Origin of the sequence: Flavobacterium humi (assembly GCF_004745595.1) — a bacterium.
Classification (GTDB): domain Bacteria; phylum Bacteroidota; class Bacteroidia; order Flavobacteriales; family Flavobacteriaceae; genus Flavobacterium; species Flavobacterium humi.
Genome location: NZ_SRLH01000002.1, coordinates 86,497 through 105,613 on the forward strand (window position 1 = coordinate 86,497; position 19,117 = coordinate 105,613).

At 41.0% G+C, this 19,117-nt stretch carries 16 protein-coding genes; 6 read left to right on the forward strand and 10 right to left on the reverse strand.

From position 1 onward, the window contains the following. Positions 1 to 217: 217 nt before the first annotated feature. From E4635_RS03320 to E4635_RS03335, 4 genes are all read right to left on the reverse strand, one after another. A complete protein-coding gene (locus tag E4635_RS03320) occupies positions 218 to 1,846 on the reverse strand; it encodes an amidohydrolase (protein ID WP_135525205.1) in 1,629 nt (542 codons plus the stop codon). A gap of 29 nt (positions 1,847 to 1,875) precedes the next feature. Next, complete coding sequence (locus E4635_RS03325; protein WP_135525206.1) at positions 1,876 to 2,325, reverse strand: hypothetical protein; 450 nt, start codon at positions 2,323 to 2,325, stop codon at positions 1,876 to 1,878. 5 nt (positions 2,326 to 2,330) lie between these two features. Further along, a complete protein-coding gene (locus tag E4635_RS03330) occupies positions 2,331 to 4,094 on the reverse strand; it encodes a porin family protein (RefSeq protein ID WP_135525207.1) in 1,764 nt (587 codons plus the stop codon). 62 nt (positions 4,095 to 4,156) lie between these two features. Further along, positions 4,157 to 7,171, reverse strand: coding sequence for a tetratricopeptide repeat protein (locus E4635_RS03335; protein WP_135525208.1), 3,015 nt, complete (start codon positions 7,169 to 7,171; stop codon positions 4,157 to 4,159). A 150-nt stretch (positions 7,172 to 7,321) separates the two neighbouring features. Between E4635_RS03335 and E4635_RS03340 the strand changes: the two genes are divergently transcribed. Both E4635_RS03340 and E4635_RS03345 read left to right on the forward strand, forming a co-directional pair. Continuing rightward, positions 7,322 to 8,005 (forward strand): cell division ATP-binding protein FtsE, encoded by a 684-nt coding sequence (locus E4635_RS03340; protein ID WP_135525209.1) that lies wholly within the window; start codon positions 7,322 to 7,324, stop codon positions 8,003 to 8,005. Between the two features lie 31 nt (positions 8,006 to 8,036). Next, positions 8,037 to 8,549 (forward strand): hypothetical protein, encoded by a 513-nt coding sequence (locus E4635_RS03345; RefSeq protein ID WP_246020664.1) that lies wholly within the window; start codon positions 8,037 to 8,039, stop codon positions 8,547 to 8,549. A 46-nt stretch (positions 8,550 to 8,595) separates the two neighbouring features. Here the strand turns inward: E4635_RS03345 and E4635_RS03350 are convergent, their stop codons facing one another. Genes E4635_RS03350 through E4635_RS03360 form a run of 3 tightly spaced genes read right to left on the reverse strand, consistent with a single transcriptional unit; the run spans position 8,596 to position 10,071 of the window. Then, positions 8,596 to 8,913, reverse strand: coding sequence for a rhodanese-like domain-containing protein (locus E4635_RS03350; RefSeq protein ID WP_135525210.1), 318 nt, complete (start codon positions 8,911 to 8,913; stop codon positions 8,596 to 8,598). A 29-nt stretch (positions 8,914 to 8,942) separates the two neighbouring features. After that, on the reverse strand, positions 8,943 to 9,554 hold the full coding sequence (locus E4635_RS03355) for a thioredoxin family protein (RefSeq protein WP_135525211.1): 612 nt from the start codon (positions 9,552 to 9,554) through the stop codon (positions 8,943 to 8,945). A 4-nt stretch (positions 9,555 to 9,558) separates the two neighbouring features. After that, entirely contained in the window at positions 9,559 to 10,071 is a 513-nt protein-coding gene (locus tag E4635_RS03360; RefSeq protein WP_135525212.1) for a TlpA family protein disulfide reductase, read from the reverse strand. A 137-nt stretch (positions 10,072 to 10,208) separates the two neighbouring features. On the opposite strand from E4635_RS03360, the gene E4635_RS03365 reads away from it, so the two are divergent. The 4 genes from E4635_RS03365 to E4635_RS03380 all read left to right on the forward strand — a co-directional run bounded on the left by E4635_RS03365 (position 10,209) and on the right by E4635_RS03380 (position 12,987). Further along, positions 10,209 to 10,661 (forward strand): MarR family winged helix-turn-helix transcriptional regulator, encoded by a 453-nt coding sequence (locus E4635_RS03365; protein ID WP_135525213.1) that lies wholly within the window; start codon positions 10,209 to 10,211, stop codon positions 10,659 to 10,661. 6 nt (positions 10,662 to 10,667) lie between these two features. Next, complete coding sequence (locus tag E4635_RS03370) at positions 10,668 to 11,300, forward strand: NAD(P)H-dependent oxidoreductase (RefSeq protein WP_135525214.1); 633 nt, start codon at positions 10,668 to 10,670, stop codon at positions 11,298 to 11,300. A gap of 24 nt (positions 11,301 to 11,324) precedes the next feature. After that, positions 11,325 to 11,897 (forward strand): YceI family protein, encoded by a 573-nt coding sequence (locus E4635_RS03375; protein WP_135525215.1) that lies wholly within the window; start codon positions 11,325 to 11,327, stop codon positions 11,895 to 11,897. A 145-nt stretch (positions 11,898 to 12,042) separates the two neighbouring features. After that, on the forward strand, positions 12,043 to 12,987 hold the full coding sequence (locus E4635_RS03380) for a hypothetical protein (RefSeq protein ID WP_135525216.1): 945 nt from the start codon (positions 12,043 to 12,045) through the stop codon (positions 12,985 to 12,987). Between the two features lie 56 nt (positions 12,988 to 13,043). On the opposite strand, the gene E4635_RS03385 is transcribed toward E4635_RS03380, so the two are convergent. From E4635_RS03385 to E4635_RS03395, 3 genes are read right to left on the reverse strand one after another with little or no spacing between them, the layout of a single operon-like run. Continuing rightward, positions 13,044 to 14,498, reverse strand: coding sequence for a TSUP family transporter (locus tag E4635_RS03385; protein ID WP_135525217.1), 1,455 nt, complete (start codon positions 14,496 to 14,498; stop codon positions 13,044 to 13,046). Positions 14,499 to 14,500: 2 nt separating this feature from the next. Next, entirely contained in the window at positions 14,501 to 17,383 is a 2,883-nt protein-coding gene (locus tag E4635_RS03390; RefSeq protein ID WP_135525218.1) for a TonB-dependent receptor, read from the reverse strand. A 21-nt stretch (positions 17,384 to 17,404) separates the two neighbouring features. Next, positions 17,405 to 19,048, reverse strand: coding sequence for an NADPH-dependent assimilatory sulfite reductase hemoprotein subunit (locus tag E4635_RS03395; protein WP_135525219.1), 1,644 nt, complete (start codon positions 19,046 to 19,048; stop codon positions 17,405 to 17,407). Positions 19,049 to 19,117: the final 69 nt, after the last annotated feature.

The following is a 19,117-nucleotide window of genomic DNA, read 5'->3' on the forward strand; positions in this document are numbered from 1 at the left end:
GTTATTTTTGATATATAACTGAAACAAAATTGCGCAATACGATTTATTATTGAAACTAAAAATAAATATTTAATTATAAATTTTAATTCAAAAATGAAATATTATTTAAATATGAAAGCAAAAGAAGCTTAAAACCTTGTCGGAAGTTTAAATTTGTAATCTAAATCTTTCAAAAAAGTTAAAGAGGTACAATATTTTGAAAGCCATTTCCAAACCTTTACTTCACCTGCTTTCCTTTTACAAAGGTATTGACAGGTTTCACATACGGAATGCCGTCAATATCCATAGTCATGATATCGGCGTCAAAAATGGTAAAATCAGCCCATTTCCCAGCTTCGAGGCTTCCTTTTTCGTTTTCTTCAAAATCGGAATAAGCGGCCCAGATTGTCATGCCTTTGAGGGTTTCTTCCCGGGTTAGGCTGTTTTCCATCTGGAAACCTCCTTCAGGGTAATTTTTAAGGTCCTTACGGGCCACTGCGGCATAGAAAGTATACATCGGATTGATTTCTTCAATGGGGAAATCGGTACCAAGTGCGACCAAACCGGCTTTATCGAGCATTTTTTTATACGCATACGAGGTTTTGAGGCGTTTTTTACCCAAACGTTCTTCCGCCCAATACATATCGGAAGTGGCATGCGTAGGCTGCACCGAAGGAATGATGCCTAATTTGAAATAATCGAAGTCTTCTTCGCGCATGACCTGGGCATGTTCGATTTTCCAGCGCCTGTCGGGCTTTCCGGCCAAAACTTCTTTGTAAATCTTCAGCAGGATAGTATTGGTCGAATCCCCGATAGCATGGGTATTCATCTGGAAATCGGAATCGGCAATTTGCCTGGCGATTTGTTTTATTTCGGAAACAGGCGAAAGCAATGCCCCAAAATGGTTGTGCTTATCCGAATATTCTGCATGCAGGCAGGCGCCGCGGGAACCTAAGGCGCCATCTCCAATAAATTTAAAGGAACGGACGTTCAGTTTATCGGTTTTATAAATTCCGAGTTGCGTGTAATAATCAACGTTCGCTTTAGTAGCCAGGACCATCGCGTAGATATTGATATCCAGGACTTTTTCTTCCTGCAGGCTATCAATAAGGTCAATCGTTTCTTTTTCCAGCCCTGCTTCATTGATGGTTGTCAGCCCGTATTGGAACGCCTCTTTTTGAGCTTCTTTTAGAGCTTGTATTTGTAAGGTCTTTTTAGGCTTTGGAATGATATTATACACCAGTTCCATCGGATTATCCACCAAAATCCCGGTCAGTTGCCCGTCTTTGATCTCGATTTGCCCGCCTTCGGCTTTGGTTTTAACTGTAATTCCAGCCAATTCCAGCGCTTTGCTATTTGCCAGCATGGCGTGGCCGTCAATACGTGTTAATGCCACTGGTGTGTTTGGGAAATAACGATCCAGCAATTCTTTGGTAGGGAATTCCTTGACTTTCCAGTCGTTTTGGTCCCAGCCCCTTCCTTGTATGAAATCGAGGTTTTTCTCCTTTTGAAAAGCAATGACCTTATCCACAACTTCCTGAAAACTCAATGTGCCACGTAAATTAACCCGTTGGAGGCTCATCCCAAAATTATAGAAATGCGCATGAGCGTCGTAAAAACCGGGATAAATGAATTTTTCGGTAGCGCTGATGTTGTTTTTGGAACTGTATTTTTTATTGATTTCGGCCGAAGTGCCAATGGCCAGGATTTTCCCGTCTTTGACTGCAAAGGCTTCTGCTGTTTCGAAATTTTTATTGACCGTGTAAATCGTGGCATTGGAAACAATCAGGTCTGCGGGAATCTTTTTTTGGGCCTGGGCCGTGATGGAAAAAACGAAAGCGGAAAGAAAAAGGTATTTGAGCTGCATCTGGTGTATTTTAGGCTAAAAATAAGATTTTATTCAATGGTTTCAATCGTGAATTTTGAATTATTCACTTCAAAGGAAAACCCGGCCCGGTTTCCCATTAACTGGCTTCCGAGCGGGGATTGTGGTGAAATGGCAAAAATATTCTGGTTTTCGACCGTTATTTTAGGCAAGGCTGTAGAGAGGTAAACAGTCAGCGTATTGGTTTTTACCAAACTTCCCAAAGCTACTTTTGAAAAAACCTGGGCGGCATCTATTTTGTCCAAAATCTCCCTTTGCGCCAAAGATTCCTGTAATTTCCTTGTTATTTTTTCCTGTTCGATATGCATCATGGACAAAGCCGTTTCGTGCTTGTCGCCAGCAGAGCCTTTGGCATCGTTTTTCGAATCTTCGGTAAGCCCGGAAATCATATCCTGGAAAACATCTATTTTGTCCTGGACCAGTTGAAGGTATTGCTGGTGGATTTTCTGCTTGAATGTCATTCTTTTTAGAAATCAAACTTATAATTTGCGCCGCCAACCACCTGTGCGCCCTGCACGGGATAATTCAGCCAACGGTTGTAATTTTGGCTGGCCAGGTTGTTCCCTCTTAGGAAAAAGGTCAAACGCTCGTTGTATTTGTAACCTATGTGTGCATTGATGTCGAAATAACTGTCCAAAGTTTGTACGGCATCCGGGTTTGGGAAAAGCTGGTAGTTCGTAAAAGCATCCTTCCTCTCCCCTACGAAATACAATTGGGTCCCGGCGTACCATTTTTTCCCGATATTGAAATCAGTGGTAAAAGCAGCTTTCAGCATAGGCAAATTCCAGGCTTCCTCCTGCTCATCAGTCGTATAATCGTTAACTTCCGCAGTAAGCCCGAGCGTAACATTTTTATTGACATCAGCTTTTAATTCTCCGTAAAACGAAAGGGTTTTCACATTGTCATACACGACATCAAAAGAGTTTCCATAACTGTAATTCTCCGACGGTGCCGACAAATACGGATTGGATTTAAACAAAGCTTTGTATTGTGACGACGTATAAGAAGCCTTCACGGTATAGGCCAAAGCGCTGGCTAGTTTCCCTCTTAAACCGGCATAAATATCGTATTGGTTGTCCGTTGGACGGATTGCCAATGTTGGCGACAAAAATTTGTTTTCGGCAGCAAAATCAGCATAGGAGTTTTGTTTCAATCCTCCTTCTGCACCGGCAAAAGCAATCATAAGGTCGCCTACGACTTTGTAAGAAGCTTTGACTTTCGGATAAATAAAGAAATCGCTGTCCGCATCCGTTTTTACTCCTGCAAATACATCCTTCATTACCGAATAATAGGTTACTTCTGCTCCTAATTCGACAGAAAGGTCATCCTTGAGTATCTGGAAACTTGGGTTCGCGCTGAAAATCAAATTCGATTTTTGGATATTCGTAGCCACGCCTGCAACAGGATATTGCAGCAAATAAGACGTGTCAAAAGTAGTATTCAGGTAATCGAGGTTGAATTTGGTCTTGACCGATGTATCTCCAAAATCGAAATTAAACGCCGGTTTGATAATGAAACGGTTTTCTTTGGAACCGTAATTATCCGAAAAAGCGATGAAATTTACATTTGCCTTCTCAAAAAAACTATGGGAAACTGCTAATTCCGAACCAAGTTTTATCGTGGTATAACTGTGTTTTGGATGAATTGTATCAATCTGTACATTGCTGAAATTCGGGTTTTCCAATGGCATGCCGTACCAGTTGTATGCCTCGTTTTTAATGCCCAAATCCGCTTTGAAGGTAATGTCTTTTCGGCTGTAGCCATACATTACATTAGCCGAAGTTTCCCCGAATTTATCATCCAAAAGCGTTCCTTTTATACCGCCTTGTGACGACAGGTGACGAAACATCCCCCCAATATATTGGTATTTGTCCAATTTATGGGTTACGAATAATTCCCCATTGATCGTTCCATAGTTACCGATACCTAATGTGGCATAATTAGGGTATAATTTTTCTTGTTTGGCTTTGTCCACGCCTGCTGCTTTTCCTTTGGAAGGAGTAAATGTAGAAGCTACCGGAAATGAGAAAATCTGGTATTTGATTTCTTCCTTTTTGCTGGTTTCGTTGTCATCCAATGAAGGGGTTTCCTTTATTTTAAACGCATCTGAAATAGTTGGGGAATACGGTTTTACAACGTTTACCACTTCTGTACCGATATTTTCGTCTTTCTTTTGGGCGAAAGAAAACTGAAAGGTGATAAGCAGGATTATGATGATTGTATTTTTCATATGTATTTTTTTTGCTGCTGCACAAAACCACATAAACGGGCACGGCATATTCTTAAAGGCTGTTATTTTGTAATCGATGAATTTGTTTTGGCTTCTTCCGTTTTGATAAGATCCAATTGTTTTTGGGCCTCTTCGGTTACATCAGGGTAATCCTTGAAATTCTTGATCACGCTTTCCAAAATATAGGTGGCCTGGAAACTATCCTTCAATCCGTAGAAATTTTTGGCCATCAATACCAAACCTTTGGCCCCGAAATATTTATAACCGGAATAATCCTTGGCCAGTTTTTGGACCGCCTTGTTCGAATCCTCGAATTTTGATTCCTTGTTTTTAAAATAAGCCTCATAATACAAGGCTTCTGCGGCAAGTTCTCCTTTGGCTATTTTCTGCAGCCTGGCATACGATTCTTTGGCTTTTGTCTCGTCATTGACCTGAATGGCCGAGCGGGCAACAATGATCTGGGCATCGCTTTTTATTTTATCGTCCGTTTTTGGGTTGGCCAAAACTTTATCTGCATACACTACAGCTTTTGGATAGTCTTTTCCATCGTAATAAGCCTTCATAAGATTAGCTTGCGCATAGGTTTTATTTTGAGGGAAATCGGCCTCTGATTCCAAACGCAGCAAAACAGGAAGTGCTTTAACGTAATCATTTTTTTTGATGTAAATCTCGCTTAAACGTGACAGCGATTGCTCTGTAAATTCGCTATGCGGTTTGGCAATCACATATTCGTAGTTCGGGACAGAATTATTGACAGAACCGTCTTTATAATACGAATCCGCCAGGTAGAAATTCGCTTTTAACGAATGGATTCCGTTAGGAAAAGCACTTACATAGCTGGAAAGATTGGTAATGGCCTGTTTGGTATTGCCTTGCAAATATTGTTTTTCGGCAGCTTCCCAGGAATCATTGTCCAGTTCCGCATCTGAAACTTCCACGAAATCAAGCGTTTTGACCCAAGAAGCGTATTCGTCAACCCTTCCTTTGTCTACATAAATCAACCGTGCTGTTTTTACGGCTTCCAGCGCTTCTTCCGATTTAGGGAAATCCGCAGCCACTTTTTTGAATTTGGCCAAAGCCAGGTCGTCCTTGTCCCCGTTATAATAAATCAAGCCCTGGCGAAGGATCGATTTTGAAGTATAGCTTCCGGTCCTGAATTCTGAAATCAGCTGGTCATAAGTTTTAATCGCCGATGACGTTTCATTTTCAGCAGTATATGTATTGGCCAATTCGAACAAAGCATCATCACGGTATTGGGAATTCGGGTATGTTTTTAGGAACTGGTTGAAATCGGCAATTTTCTTGTCATTTTTCCCCATAAAACCATAACTGATCGCTTTTTGATACGCGGCATAATCGCCATCAACCGTTTTTAATGTAATAGCCTTGTCATAGGCTTCCATGGCAGCGGAATATTTCGTGGTCACAAAGCGAGAATCAGCCAGGCGCAGGTATGCATCGGTCAGGCGGATTTTATCATCTTTGGAAACCTCAATATATTTTTGGAAGAAATTGCCCGCCTGCTCATATTCTTTGAGTTTGAAATGCGAGTAGGCAATATCGTAGTTGGCATTTTTGAATTCGGGCGTATCTTTTGCTTCAGGATATCCCAAAAACTGTTTAAAACTCAATAATGCATTGGAGAAATCATCCAGGACATATTCGGTTTCCGCTTTCCAGAACGTTCCTCTTGCAGAGAATTTAGCATCCTTTTGCTCCGCTACCGATTTCTTGAAAAGCGCAAGTGCTTCCTGGTAATTTCCATCGGTAAACAATTCCAAACCTCTGTAAAACGATACTTTCTGGTACGCTGATTTATTTCCGAAACTTTTGTTTTTTTCCAGTAGAGACAAGGCTTCTTTGTAGTTTTTGGAAGTGATGTACGAATTGATCAGCAGGTTCTCGATTTCGTTTTTATTCGGATTGTTAGGGTATTTTGTCATAAACCCGTTCAGTACATCCGGAACACTTTGGTACGAATTCCCGATATCATAACTCAACCGTGCATAATTAAGGTAGGCATCTTCCTGGATTTTTGCATCGAAAGCCATCTCGGAAGCATTTTTAAAAGCATTCAAAGCCTGCTGTTTCTTTTCGGTTTTCAGGTAGCTTTCCCCTAAATGGTAATATGCGTTTTGGGCCACGAAATCATTTCCCCCGATTATTTTGTTGAATTGCGAAATGGCATTTTCAAAATCACCTTGCTTATAATACGCATAACCTAGCTGGTAAAAATCCGTATTGTTCCATTTTCCTTTTTTGCCTTTGTACTCCTTTAAAAACGGGATTGCCTTATCATATTGCTTCAGGTTGAAATAACTTTCCCCGATAATTTTGTTCAGTTCTGATTTTTCCATCGCATTGGAACCTGCCATGGCCGCTTGCCCCAACTGGATTGCCTTGTCGAATTTCCCGAGTTTGAAATTCATGTCTGCCTGGAAATAAGACAGTTTCTCTTTGTATTTTTCTTCTCCTGAAACCTGGTCGAAATATTTTGTCGCTTCCTTGTAATCATCTCCTTCGTAGGCTAAAAAACCCAAGTAATATTTGGCCTGTGAGCCATATTCCTGCGAATTGACCACTTTATTCAAATATTGGGAAGCTTCTTTCTTTTTCCCGGAATTGAAAAAACTGTATCCTTTGTAAAAATTGTATTTATCCTGGTCGTCGCTGGTCAGGGTTCCTTCTTCCACTTTGTCAAACCATTCAAGCGCCTGAGGGTATTTACCTTGTTCGAAATAATAGGTCGCCACTTCGGTATAGGCCAGGTTTTGTTTTGTGCTGGTCGGGTAATTTTTCACAAAAGATTCCATAGCCTCGTCAGCATTCATCTGGTCCAGCCGGATAGCGCAATTGGCGCTGTAATAAGTACAATCCGATTGGATTTCAGGATTTTGGTTTTGCTGCTTGACTTTATCGAAGATGATTTGGGCCGATTGGTATTGCTTGTCCCTGTAAAGTGACATCGCTTTATTGTAATCGGCTAAATCGTTTGTATAAATTTCAGATTGCTGTGCGAAAGCGGTTGTAAACCCTGCTAGAATTATGGCGAGGATGGAGTATGAGAATTTCTGCATGAAAAGACGATTTAAGTTTCAAATATAGCACTTTCTTATTTCTTAAAACGAGGAAAAAACACGTTTAGTATCCCTTTTTTGAATATGGGTACAATTTTATTTTGAATAAGAAAGTTAACTTATTACTTTTACGAAATAAATAATCAAATCATGTCGAAAACCATTTTATCGTTACAGGACGTCACTATATATCAAGAAGGAAACAAAATATTATCCAATGTAAACCTGAATGTAAATCCGGGTGAATTTTTGTATATTATCGGGAAAACCGGTACCGGGAAAAGTAGTTTTATGAAAACGCTTTATGCCGATTTGCCTTTGACCGATGGCGAAGGAACGATTGTCGATTACGACCTGAACGGGCTGATAGACGACGATATCCCTTTCCTGAGAAGGAAAATAGGAATCGTTTTCCAGGATTTCAAATTATTGCCGGACAGGAGCGTAAACGAAAACATGCTTTTTGTGCTTAAAGCCACCGGCTGGACCGATGCAGGAGAAATGCAGGAGAAAATCGATGACGTATTGGATAAAGTAGGCATGAAAAACCTGACGGGCAAAATGCCGCACCAATTATCCGGTGGGGAACAGCAACGTGTAGCCATTGCCAGGGCATTGCTAAACGACCCGGAATTGATTCTTGCCGATGAACCTACAGGAAATTTAGATCCTCAAACAAGTGTTGAAGTACTGGATGTCCTAAGAAAAATCAACCAAAACGGCAAAACGATCATTATGGCAACGCACGATTATGCCTTGCTGATGAAATTCCCTTCGAAAACATTAAAATGCGAAGATGGAACCATATTTGAAGTAGTGCAGCGAACTGTATAATATTTTCTTTTCAACATCAAAAAAAACAATCGTGTTACAAAAATTTTTATTCCTTTTCCTGTTTTCCGGCGCCATGGCATTCGGACAGGACAAAACCAATGCCAATAATCCTGATATGCTTACCCACATTAGCCGAAAAGGGATTTATCAGATAAAATACAACAAGAAACATTGGCAAAAAGAGGAAGGCGAAACCAAATGGGATGCTGATTTCCATGACACTTACAATTTATTGGCCGCCTATTTTATCGAATACGATTATTACCTGGCGGAAAAGGATTTGAAAGCTACTATCAAAGAACAGTTTAAGGATCTGGGGAAAATGAAAGACCTGAAACTATACGACAAAAAGATCAACGGGATGAAAGTCCATTACTTCGAACTCAATCTCGAATACCAAGGGTTCTGGTATGCGTACCAAGGGTTTATTTACAATGGAAAAGGCGGTTCGATGGAAGTCCATTTCGGAGTGCAGCAGGAAGGCCTCAAACAATACCAGGAATATATTGATGAATTCTGCAACGGCATTACTATCATCGAATAAAAAATATAAAACAAAAAAAGAGAAGCGTAATTGCTTCTCTTTTTGTTTATACTTTCGGCATATCGACCGGTCCGCCCCATTCGGAGAAACCGCCCATTAAATTATAGGTCGTCTCAAAACCCATCTGGTTCATGATATTGCACGCCTGGGCACTTCTTCCGCCTGCTTTGCAATACACATAATAATTTTTGGATTTATCCAGTTCTTCCACCTGGTAAATGAAACCCTGTCCTTTATAAATATCTATATTGATGGCGTTCGGGATAATTCCGTCATTCCATTCGTCTTCTGTACGAACGTCCAAAATCACTGCGTTTTCATCAGCCTGGAGTTTTTCCCACCAATCTTCTTGTGTTAAATTCATTGCTTTTCGTATTTAATATTTCAAAAATACTACGCTTTAATGGAACATCCAATAGCTTTGGTCATTTTTACGGGCACATCTTCATTTTTAAGTAAGGCATTTACCGCATTTTCGACGTATCTGGTCTTTACAGCGCTCTCATCCGAATAGTTGTCATCGATAGCCCCGATGTATTTTACCTGGTTACCGGCTTTTGTTTTTTGAAGCACATAAACGTGCGGTGTTTTCGTAGCTCCGTATTGTGGGTATATTTTTTGGCCTTCATCGAATAAATACGGGAAGGTAAACCCTTTTTCCTTGGCTCTTTTCTGCATTAGGTCAAAACTGTCCTCACTTTGCACGGCCGGATTATTAGGATTGATGGCAATGACCGGATACCCTAGGTTTTTATATTTTTTATCCAAAGCCATAATCCTGTCTTCATATGCTTTTGCATACGGGCAGTGGTTGCAGGTAAAAACGACAATAAAACCTTTGGCATCCTTAAAGTCACTTAAGGAAACATTTTTGGAATTCACATTTTTCAGGCTGAAATCTGTGGCGATATCCCCTACCTGATATCCGGAGCCTGGTTTTTCGTAGGTAAAAGCGCTCATCAAACCGATAAGGATTACAAACGCAGCAATTTTGATTGTTTTCATACTGTTATTTATTTGATAGTGATAGAATTTCTTTTTCCAATTCCTCAAAAGTAAAAGACTTTTCAAAAAACGCATGGCCTTTTTTATTGTAGATGTAAGTCGCCGGGATGGCACCGCTCCAATCCTTGTCTACTTTTTCAATCCAGGAATTCGCGTCGGGGTCATCCAGAAGGACTACCTCAGCCGTCATTTTCTTTTTGAGCAGGAACGGGATCAGGCTGGTTTCAACCTTTTTCGGCATGTCAAGGCTCACCAGGATTACTTTTATTTTATCGTTTTTATACTTTTTATTGATCTCTTCAAAAAAAGGCAATTCCTTAACGCACGGAACACACCATGTAGCCCAGAAATTGATGACATAAGTAGTGTCGTCATCATATTTCAGGTAATGCTCAAAAGAATCGAAATCATACGATTTTACCTCGATGCCATTACTTTGGTACACTTTAGCCTCTTTTTTCTGCTGGGCAAAAGAACTCAAACCAATCAGGTAGATCCAAACAATAACTTTCCTCATTATGCGTTTTTTAGGTTTTTAAAATTAGGCAATCTAAATGCCTATACATAAAAATTAACAAAAATTTAATACACATTTGTATATACAAGTAATTAAAACGTACTACATTTGTACCTACAAATTTGGTAATTACAAATATGAAAATTGAAGACGTGATAAAATCAACCGTAGCGTTAGACAATGCCACAAGGACATTGCTTAATATTATGTTTGCCCAAAACGTAATCAGTGATAAATTCAATGAGATCTTGAAACCGTTCGATTTATCGCCAGAACAGTATAATGTATTGCGGATACTAAGAGGGCAAAAAGGGAAACCTGCCAACATGTGCGTCATCCAGGAGCGGATGATCGCCAAGACCAGCAATACGACCAGATTAGTGGATAAGTTGCTTTTGAAAGAATTGGTCACGCGCGAAGTTTGTCCGGAAAACAGGCGTAAAATGGAAATTCAGATTACTTCAAAAGGCCTTGAAGTTCTTTCCGACCTTGATTCAAAAGTAGAAGACCACGAAAATTATTTTGCTAAAAAACTAACTTCAGAAGAGTTGGAATTGTTAAACGATTTATTAGAAAAATACAGAAGCTAAAAAAAAATGAGTAAATTTATAGAACATCAAAATTGGCGTTATGCCACCAAAAAATTCGACAGCTCAAAAAAAATTACGCCTGAGGATTTGAATACTTTAAAAGAAGCAATCCGCTTGAGTTCCTCTTCATATGGTTTGCAGCCGTATAAAGTGATCATTGTGGACGATCCGGAAGTAAGGGCTAAAATCCAGCCGGCAGCTTGGGGGCAATCTCAAATTGTGGATGCTTCCCATCTGTTTATTTTTGCCAATATGGTGAATGTTGAAGATGCTGATATTGACACTTATATTGCAAATATTGCCGAAACCAGAGGTATTCCGGTTGAAAACATACAAGGTTACGGTGATTTTATGAAATCAAAAATAACAACCTTGCCTAACGATGATCAAAACATCTGGACATCAAAACAAACGTATCTGGCACTTGGGAACTTATTGAACGCTGCCGCAGAATTAAAAATCGATGCCACGCCGATGGAAGGTTTCGAACCTGAAAAAGTGAATGAAATATTAGGCCTGGCACAAAAAGGATTGAATGCGTCTTTGATCGCTACAGTAGGATACCGTCATGAAGAAGATGCGACTCAGCACAACAAAAAAGTAAGAAAATCAAAAGAAGAATTATTTATCCATTTATAATATTAACTAAAATCAAATAAAACAATGAAAAATTTAAAATCAATTGCATTAGCATTAGTAGTAGCTTTAGGAACGTTGTCAGCTACAGCGCAAACCAGTAAGAAAGTAGATGTTGCACAAAGCAAAATCAACTGGGTTGGTAAAAAAATGACAGGACAGCACTCGGGAACCATCAACCTAAAAGAAGGAAATTTAATCTTCAACGGGAAAAAATTAGCCGGTGGTAACTTTACTGTCGATATGACTTCCATCAATACTACTGATTTAAAAGCCGGTGAAGGAAAAGAAAAATTGGACGGACACTTGAAAGCGGACGATTTCTTCGGTGTTGAAGCTAATCCTACTGCAACTTTAGTATTCAAATCTATCGGTGTAAAAGCAAAAAACGTATATACTGTAAATGCTGACCTTACTATCAAAGGAATTACAAAACCGATTACATTCGATATCACGGTTAACAAAAACGATGCTACGGCAAAATTATCTGTAGACAGAACTAAATACGATATCAAATACGGATCAGGAAGCTTTTTCGAAGGCTTGGGAGACAAAGCGATTTCAGACAACTTTGACTTGGTTGTGAACTTGAAATTCTAATCCAGAAACCTATTTTTAAAAGCCGCCCATTGAGGTGGCTTTTTTTATGGGCTGCAGTTACCAAATGGTTAATAATTTCATTTATAGTGATTTAAATATATTTTTGTATTATTTTTACTACAATATTAATTTTAACCATTTCAATATGAAAACAAGAACAGTAACCTTCTGCAAGTTGCTTTTGGCAGCATTAGTGCTCACTTTCAACAGTTGTCAGGACGACAGCGCAGACACATTCCGTGGCAACACAACCGAAAAATTATCATTCGATGGTTTGAAAAAAGAACTGATCCAGCCTACATCACAGGATTTGCCGCAAAAAGTCCAGGAACAGCTTGCTCTTTCCAAAGCAAACCTTGCCGCAAACCTCAACAACGGCTTGCAAATTACACAGGTAAGCGTTTTGGGGAAACTTTCTTCCGAAAAAAGCCTTCTTATGGCTCAAAACCTGGTATCAGCCCCGGAAAGCGCGATTGCTTCGGGAAATATCAAAAATCCTGCTTCGGTAATTATCGGAAAAATGCAAAATGTGCAAACGGGAAAAGAATTATCTTCCACGCAAAACAACCTGAAAGCTCTTGCCACTCATGATATAAAGGCCGGAGACGATGTCCTTCAGATCACATGGAACCATAAAGGGCAACAATTGACCACTTTGTGTTTTTATACAAACGAAGGCATCATCTGGGACAATATCCTTGGCGGATTAGTTATGATGGATGCCAATGGAACGATACAAACTTCAGACAATACTTCAAAAGTAGCTTCAAGATGGTACAAGCAATGGTGGACAGCAGATTGGATCTGGGGTTCGCAGCGAGGCGAAATAGGCTACCAGATTACGATATACTATTCCGGTTCGACCGTTTCCAATACAGATGTGAATGATTGGGGAAATATGTCATTGGGTTCTGCCAGAAGCGAAAGCAAAATAACAAAAAACACCGGAAGCTACGGCCAGTGCAGGTATGCACTTGGTTTGTGTACGCCAACCGGATCTTTAAGTTTTAGCTATTCTTCGTTTTCAGTATCGTTTTCCGGCCTGGGGAGCAATATCGTGAGCAACGGCTATAAATCTCTTTATCCTTGATTTGGATGAATTATGAAAACAAAACTCCTTGGCAAGAACCAAGGAGTTTTTTATTTTCAGAATACTTTAAACAACATCCGGATACTGAATACGATAACCAGGAAAGCAACCAAAAGCACCGCTGTTTTATGCGGAAGCTTACCGGCTAGTTTTGCTGCCAATGGTGCTGCGAGCGACCCTCCGGCAATCAATCCCAGGACAATATACCAATTACTGACTCCCAAAGAAGCAAAAAAAGTAATGGAAGCCGCCAAGGTTACAAAAAATTCTGCCAGGCTTACCGTCCCGATGACATAGCTTGACTTTCTTCCTTTTGCCAAAAGCGTCGAGGTTACGATTGGGCCCCAGCCTCCTCCACCGAAAGCATCCAAAAGCCCTCCCGAAAACCCTAATATCCCGGTGTTTTTTATTTTCTTTTTTTCAATTTTTTTCCGAAAAGCGATACTAACCAGGCGGATACCGATAATCATCGTATAAGTGGCCAGGACAGCATACGTAATTGTTTCGTATTTGTTCCCTAAATAAATCAGCAGCAAGGCGCCCAAAACAGCTCCTATAACACCGGGAATGGCCAGCCAGAGCAACAACTTCTTATTTACATTTCCGAATTTATAATGCGAAAAACCGCTGATCCCGCTGGAAAACATTTCTGCAGTATGGATGCTTCCGCTGATGGCCGGCAATTTTATCCCAAAAAGCATCATGCTCGTCGCGCAGGTCACTCCATATCCCAAACCAACCGCTCCGTCTACCAATTGGGCAAAAAAACCAACCAGTACCATGCCGTAAAAAGCAGGCGGGATTTCCCTGGCGTATCCTGCCAGGTCCTGTACGGAAACAATCGAAGACAAGCCATACCCGAAAAAAACAGCTAAAAAAACAGCCGCGATTTCAAAAGCCAGCCTTTTATATTTCTTCGCTTCTTTTTTAGGATTGTTGCGTTGCAAAAGCAAGGCAGTCGCTTCATTAAGAGAGCTTACCTTGGTTTGGATGTCCCCTTTGTGCTGTTCCCTGAACGTATTCAGGTTTTCAATGCTTTGATTGATGGTATCAGGAATGGCTTCTTCAAAATGCTCCCGTAAGCGTCTTGCCAAAACCGGGGACTTACCATTGGTCGAAATTGCAATTTTAAGATGGCCCTTATTCACAATGGAACCCAGGTAAAAATCGCATAAATCAGGCTGGTCGGCAGCATTTACCAAAATTCCTTCCAGATTGGCTTTTTCCTTGATTTCTCTGTTTAATAGGGCATTTTCGGTAGCGATTATGATAAAATCGATGGCATCCAGGTCATTGTGCCTATAAGAACGTTCCTCCCATTCCACGTGAGGGCTTTTGTGCAGCAATTGCCGAAGGTCGCCGCAAATTTCTTTTGCAATGATCTTGATGGCTACCAAAGGGTTCTGCCGCAATAATGTTTCCGTTTTTTCCAAACCCACTTTTCCGCCCCCGACAATTAGAAATCGGGCCGATTCGGTTTTTAGGAATATCGGGAATAATGTATTTTCCATGGTTATTGTTTTTTCTGCTCCTGGCCCAGGTCAAACGTGACTGCTAAATAATACAATCCGCCAATAGTAGGCCCTGCGGCATATTGGTAATAGTTATGGTTTAAAAGATTTGTCCCTCCGATTTTCAGGTTGGTGTAAAAAGCCGGGAATTTTACGTTCACTTGTGCATCAGCCGTAAAATAAGCCGGAATGTCGCCATTGGCCAGCGTACTTTCCCATAAGAAGCTATCCTGCCAGCGTCCCACAATATTAAAACCGACATTTTTAACAATCTCGCGGTTGCCCAATGTGATATTGGTTACCCATTTCGGTGTGTTGAAAGCGGTAATGAAAATATCCGATTTGTTATTGTTGATCAGGTCATTGAAACTCACATTGGCACCAATAGTATATTTTTCAAAAAAGCCGTACTTGATCCCGAAAGTCGATCCGTAACTTTTATTGGTATTGATACTGTTGGTAAAAACCCTGTACCTGTCCTGTTTGTTCCGTGTAAGCATGTCTAGTACCGAAGCATCCGTCCCAACTTTGCCTGTTTTGGGAACAGCTACTTCCACTTGCCCTAAAAACCCGTCATACACATTCAGGTAAGCGTCCCAATCTATGGAAATGGAATTGTTCGACAAGATGCTTTTATAACCGATTTCAAAGGAATTGATCCTTTCCGGTTTCATTTGAGGCAAATTAGCAACAACCAGCACATTACGATTATTCAAAGCGGCCTGGTTTTGAGGAATTCCGGCATCGACTGCAGCATTTACTGCAGCTGTAAATTGATCGATTGAAGTTAGCGTATAGGAATTCTCCAAAAAACCAATCCCTTCATTCACCCTAGGCAAACCGCCCACCCTGCGCACATTTCCGTTATTTACAAATGATAAAGCTTCAAACAAGGATGGGAAACGGTAACCGTTTTGGTACGAAATCCTGAAATTATGGTTCTCTGCCGGGCTGTACACCAAAGCGATCCTCGGGTTTAACTTGGCTTCAAATTCCGGGTTTCGGTCAATTCGCAAAGACGCATTTATTTTCAGTTTATCGTTAAAAATCTTTTTGGTGGCCTGGGCAAACCCTCCATATTTTTCATATTTCTGGTTTTCACCGAAAGAACCGTCAGGAAGAGCACTATTGCGCTCGGCAATCGGCCTTGAAAAATCAACAAAGTTGTTCCCGTCCGGGATGACCGAATACAATCGGTAATCAAAACCGACCAATAAGTCAAAATATTTTACATATTGTGTCAGGTTGTATTGGGAATCGAAATGGTACATCGTTGATTTTTGCTTCAGCCACGCACCTCCTGTAGAAGGAGCACCTGCTACGCCTCCGTTGGCATGGTCCCAATTGTTGATCCCGATGATTGTATTCTTTAAGGCTTCGAATTCGGGTGTGCCGGGTTCCGCCCTGCCCTGGTCTGCCTGGGTTCTTGCATTTTCAAAAGCTTCCGCTAAAGGAATTCCGTTGTTGATTCCTGTTTGAAGCGCATTCTGAAATACTGTTTTCCAGTCATTGTTGGACGCATGGGTCAAATCCAGGTTATCGGCCAACGGCTTTAAATTATAGGATTTCCCGATGTTTTCTATGGAAGAATACGCTTTTATCAGGAAATCTTTTCCTTTTAATTCCAATTTATGGTTTTGGACCGTCGCGTCTTCCAGCCTTATTTTATTACCACGCTGAAACGTACCGTCCATCAAGCCATAACGGTAAACATAGGATAATTCGATATTGTCCTTTATTTTATAGTAAGCACCGGCGTCAAACTTGACATTGCTTATTTCCGGAGTAACCAATTCTTTCTCCAAATACCCGGTCTTGGAGACGTTGAATGTTTTTTGTGTTCCATTAATGGTTGCTTTGACTGCTACCCTGTTATTTCGTTCGTCTCCGTAATTGTTCCACAAATCCGCGGCGGGATTGGCTTCACCTGACAATTCCTCATAATTAGGGTTGGCGGTTTTTAAATAAGCAGGATTTTGATCTGTCAGGTTATTCGAAATCCAATCGGTTCCCTTCAGGTAAGAAGCATTGACCTTAAACGCCAGCTTGTTATTGAAGGCTTTGGCGTACCGCAGGGCAACTTCGCTCAGGTAAGAAGGGTCGTGTTCTTTCCCATCAATATGGTTAAGCCCTGTTCTTTGGTAAATGCTTAATCCCTGGTACTGAAACGGGCTTTTGGTCTGCAAACTGGCCAAACCGTTGATGGCATTCATTCCGTATAATGCCGAAGCAGCTCCCGGGGTGATTTCAATGCTTTGAATATCCAGTTCCGTAGGCCCGATGGCATTTCCTAGCGGTACCCCTAAAGTTGCCGCCTGCACATCGACACCATCAACCAATTGCATGAAACGGAAATTATTGGGTACGTTAAACCCTCTGGAATTAGGCACTTTAAGCGTTAAACTTGACGTTAGCAGCTGCACTCCTTTTATATTGTCCAAGGATTCGTAAAAAGTAGGCGCAGGGCTTTCCTTGATGGCTTTGATGTCTATTTTTTCGATAGACACCGGGGATTGCAGCCATTTTTCCTGGACCCGTGAAGCGGAAATCACCACTTCGCTCAGTAAGGTATTGTCAGTATTCAATTCGATGGAAATCTTATTGTCGAGGGATACGACTTCAAACTCTTTCGGTTGAAACCCTACACTTGTAAAAACCAAAGTGAATGGAAACCTGATTTTTGATTTGATCTGGAATTCCCCTTTTTCATTCGTTATTTCCGCAATTTTAGAATCTTTGATTAAAACCGTTACGCCCGGCAATGGTTCGTGCAGGTCCTTATCGTGTACTATTCCGGTAACCTGGATGATCTGGTCCTGGGCAGTTGTCCTTTGGTGGACAAAAAACAGGAAGAATAAGAGTATTGTCGTATTTATTTTTTTCATTTCGATTGTGCATTTGTATTTTTAATTGAAGAATTTCCTGAAACTGAAATCCCCAAAGGTTTCGTTTTCAGCCCGTTCTTTGGTATATTGTTCCAAAAGGGTATCTACTTCACTGAGGATTTGAGATTCCGTTTGTTTCTCTTTGTATAATTTGTTCAGCCTTTCGCCAAAACGATCACCGCCTAGCATAAAATTATACTGTCCCGGGCCAGTGCCTATAAACCCGAGTTCGGCTACATAAGGGCGCCCACAGCCGTTAGGGCAGCCTGTCATCCGGATGGAAATGGCATCGTCCTGCAAGCTGTATTTTTCCAGGATTGGTTCGATTTTGGTCACCAGTTCGGGCAGGTAGCGCTGTGCTTCGGCCAAAGCCAAAGGACACGTAGGCAACGCCACACAAGCCATGGAACTCTTGCGCAATTGGCTGTCGTTTTTGGCTATTTCATGTTTGTGGAGCAATGCATCTGCTTTGGCTTTATCCTTATCTTCAATTTCCCCTAAAATCAGGTTTTGGTTGCCGGAAAAGATAAAATTGGAAATCTTCAATTGTGCCAGTTCGTATAAAAATTGCTTTTGGTACGGTTTTACGACGCCATGTTCCACAAAAAGGGTGTAAAACCATTTCCCGGCGTGGTTTTGTTCCCATCCGAAACGGTCGTTCCTTTCGGTAAAAGTGAAAGGTTGTTCCGGCAGCAAATCAAATCCGATGCGGTTTTCGAGTTCTTTTTTGAAACCTTCTACCGTTAATTTATCGACCGTATATTTCATCCTGGACAATTTCCGGTCCACGCGGTTCCCAAAATCCCTTTGTATGGTTAAAATTTCATACACTGCTTTTAAGGTCTTCTCTTCCGAATCGGTAAAACCGATAATAGACCCCAAACGGGCATAGGTGTTTGGATTACCGTGAGTGGTTGCCAACCCGCCGCCAACAGCGATATTAAAGCCTTTGAGCTGATTATTTTCAACAATGGCAATCAACCCGATATCATTGGTAAAAACATCCACATCGTTAGAAGGAGGGATCGCAATGGCAATCTTGAATTTCCTTGGCAGGTAACGGTCCTGGTACAAAGGATCGGCTTCTGAGGAACGCTCGTAGATTTTTTCACCATCTACAAAAACTTCATAATACGATTGTGTTTTAGGCAAAAGCAATGTAGAAATCTTATCGGCATATTGATAAATTTCCTGGTGCAGCGGGGAGATTTGAGGATGGGAACTCACAATCACGTTACGGTTTACGTCTCCGCAGGCAGCAATCGAATCCAGTTTTGCCGTATTGAACGCCTGGATCGTCGGGCGCAACTGATGCTTCAGCAGGCCGTGCAGCTGTACTGTCTGGCGTGTTGTGATTTTTAGTGTTCCGGTTCCGTATTCTTCGGAAATATCATGTGTGGCAAGCCATTGGTCTGCGTTAATCACACCGCCTGGAATGCGCAGCCGGATCATGAAGGAGTACAGTTTGTCTAATTTTTTTTCGGCGCGTTCTACCCTTCTATCCCGGTCATCCTGAACATACATCCCATGGAATTTTACCAGTGTTTCGTCATCCGGGCGTACATTCCCGGTATGGTTATCAAGATCTATACTTTCTTTTAAGGTCCCTCTTAAGCCGTCGCTTTGCGTTTTTATAGCTTCTATAGGTGATAATTTTTCGCTCATTTTGCTTTGTTTTATTTGTGAATAACCTTTAAGGCTCCATATACCACGTTATAGGACGTGGTATTTGAC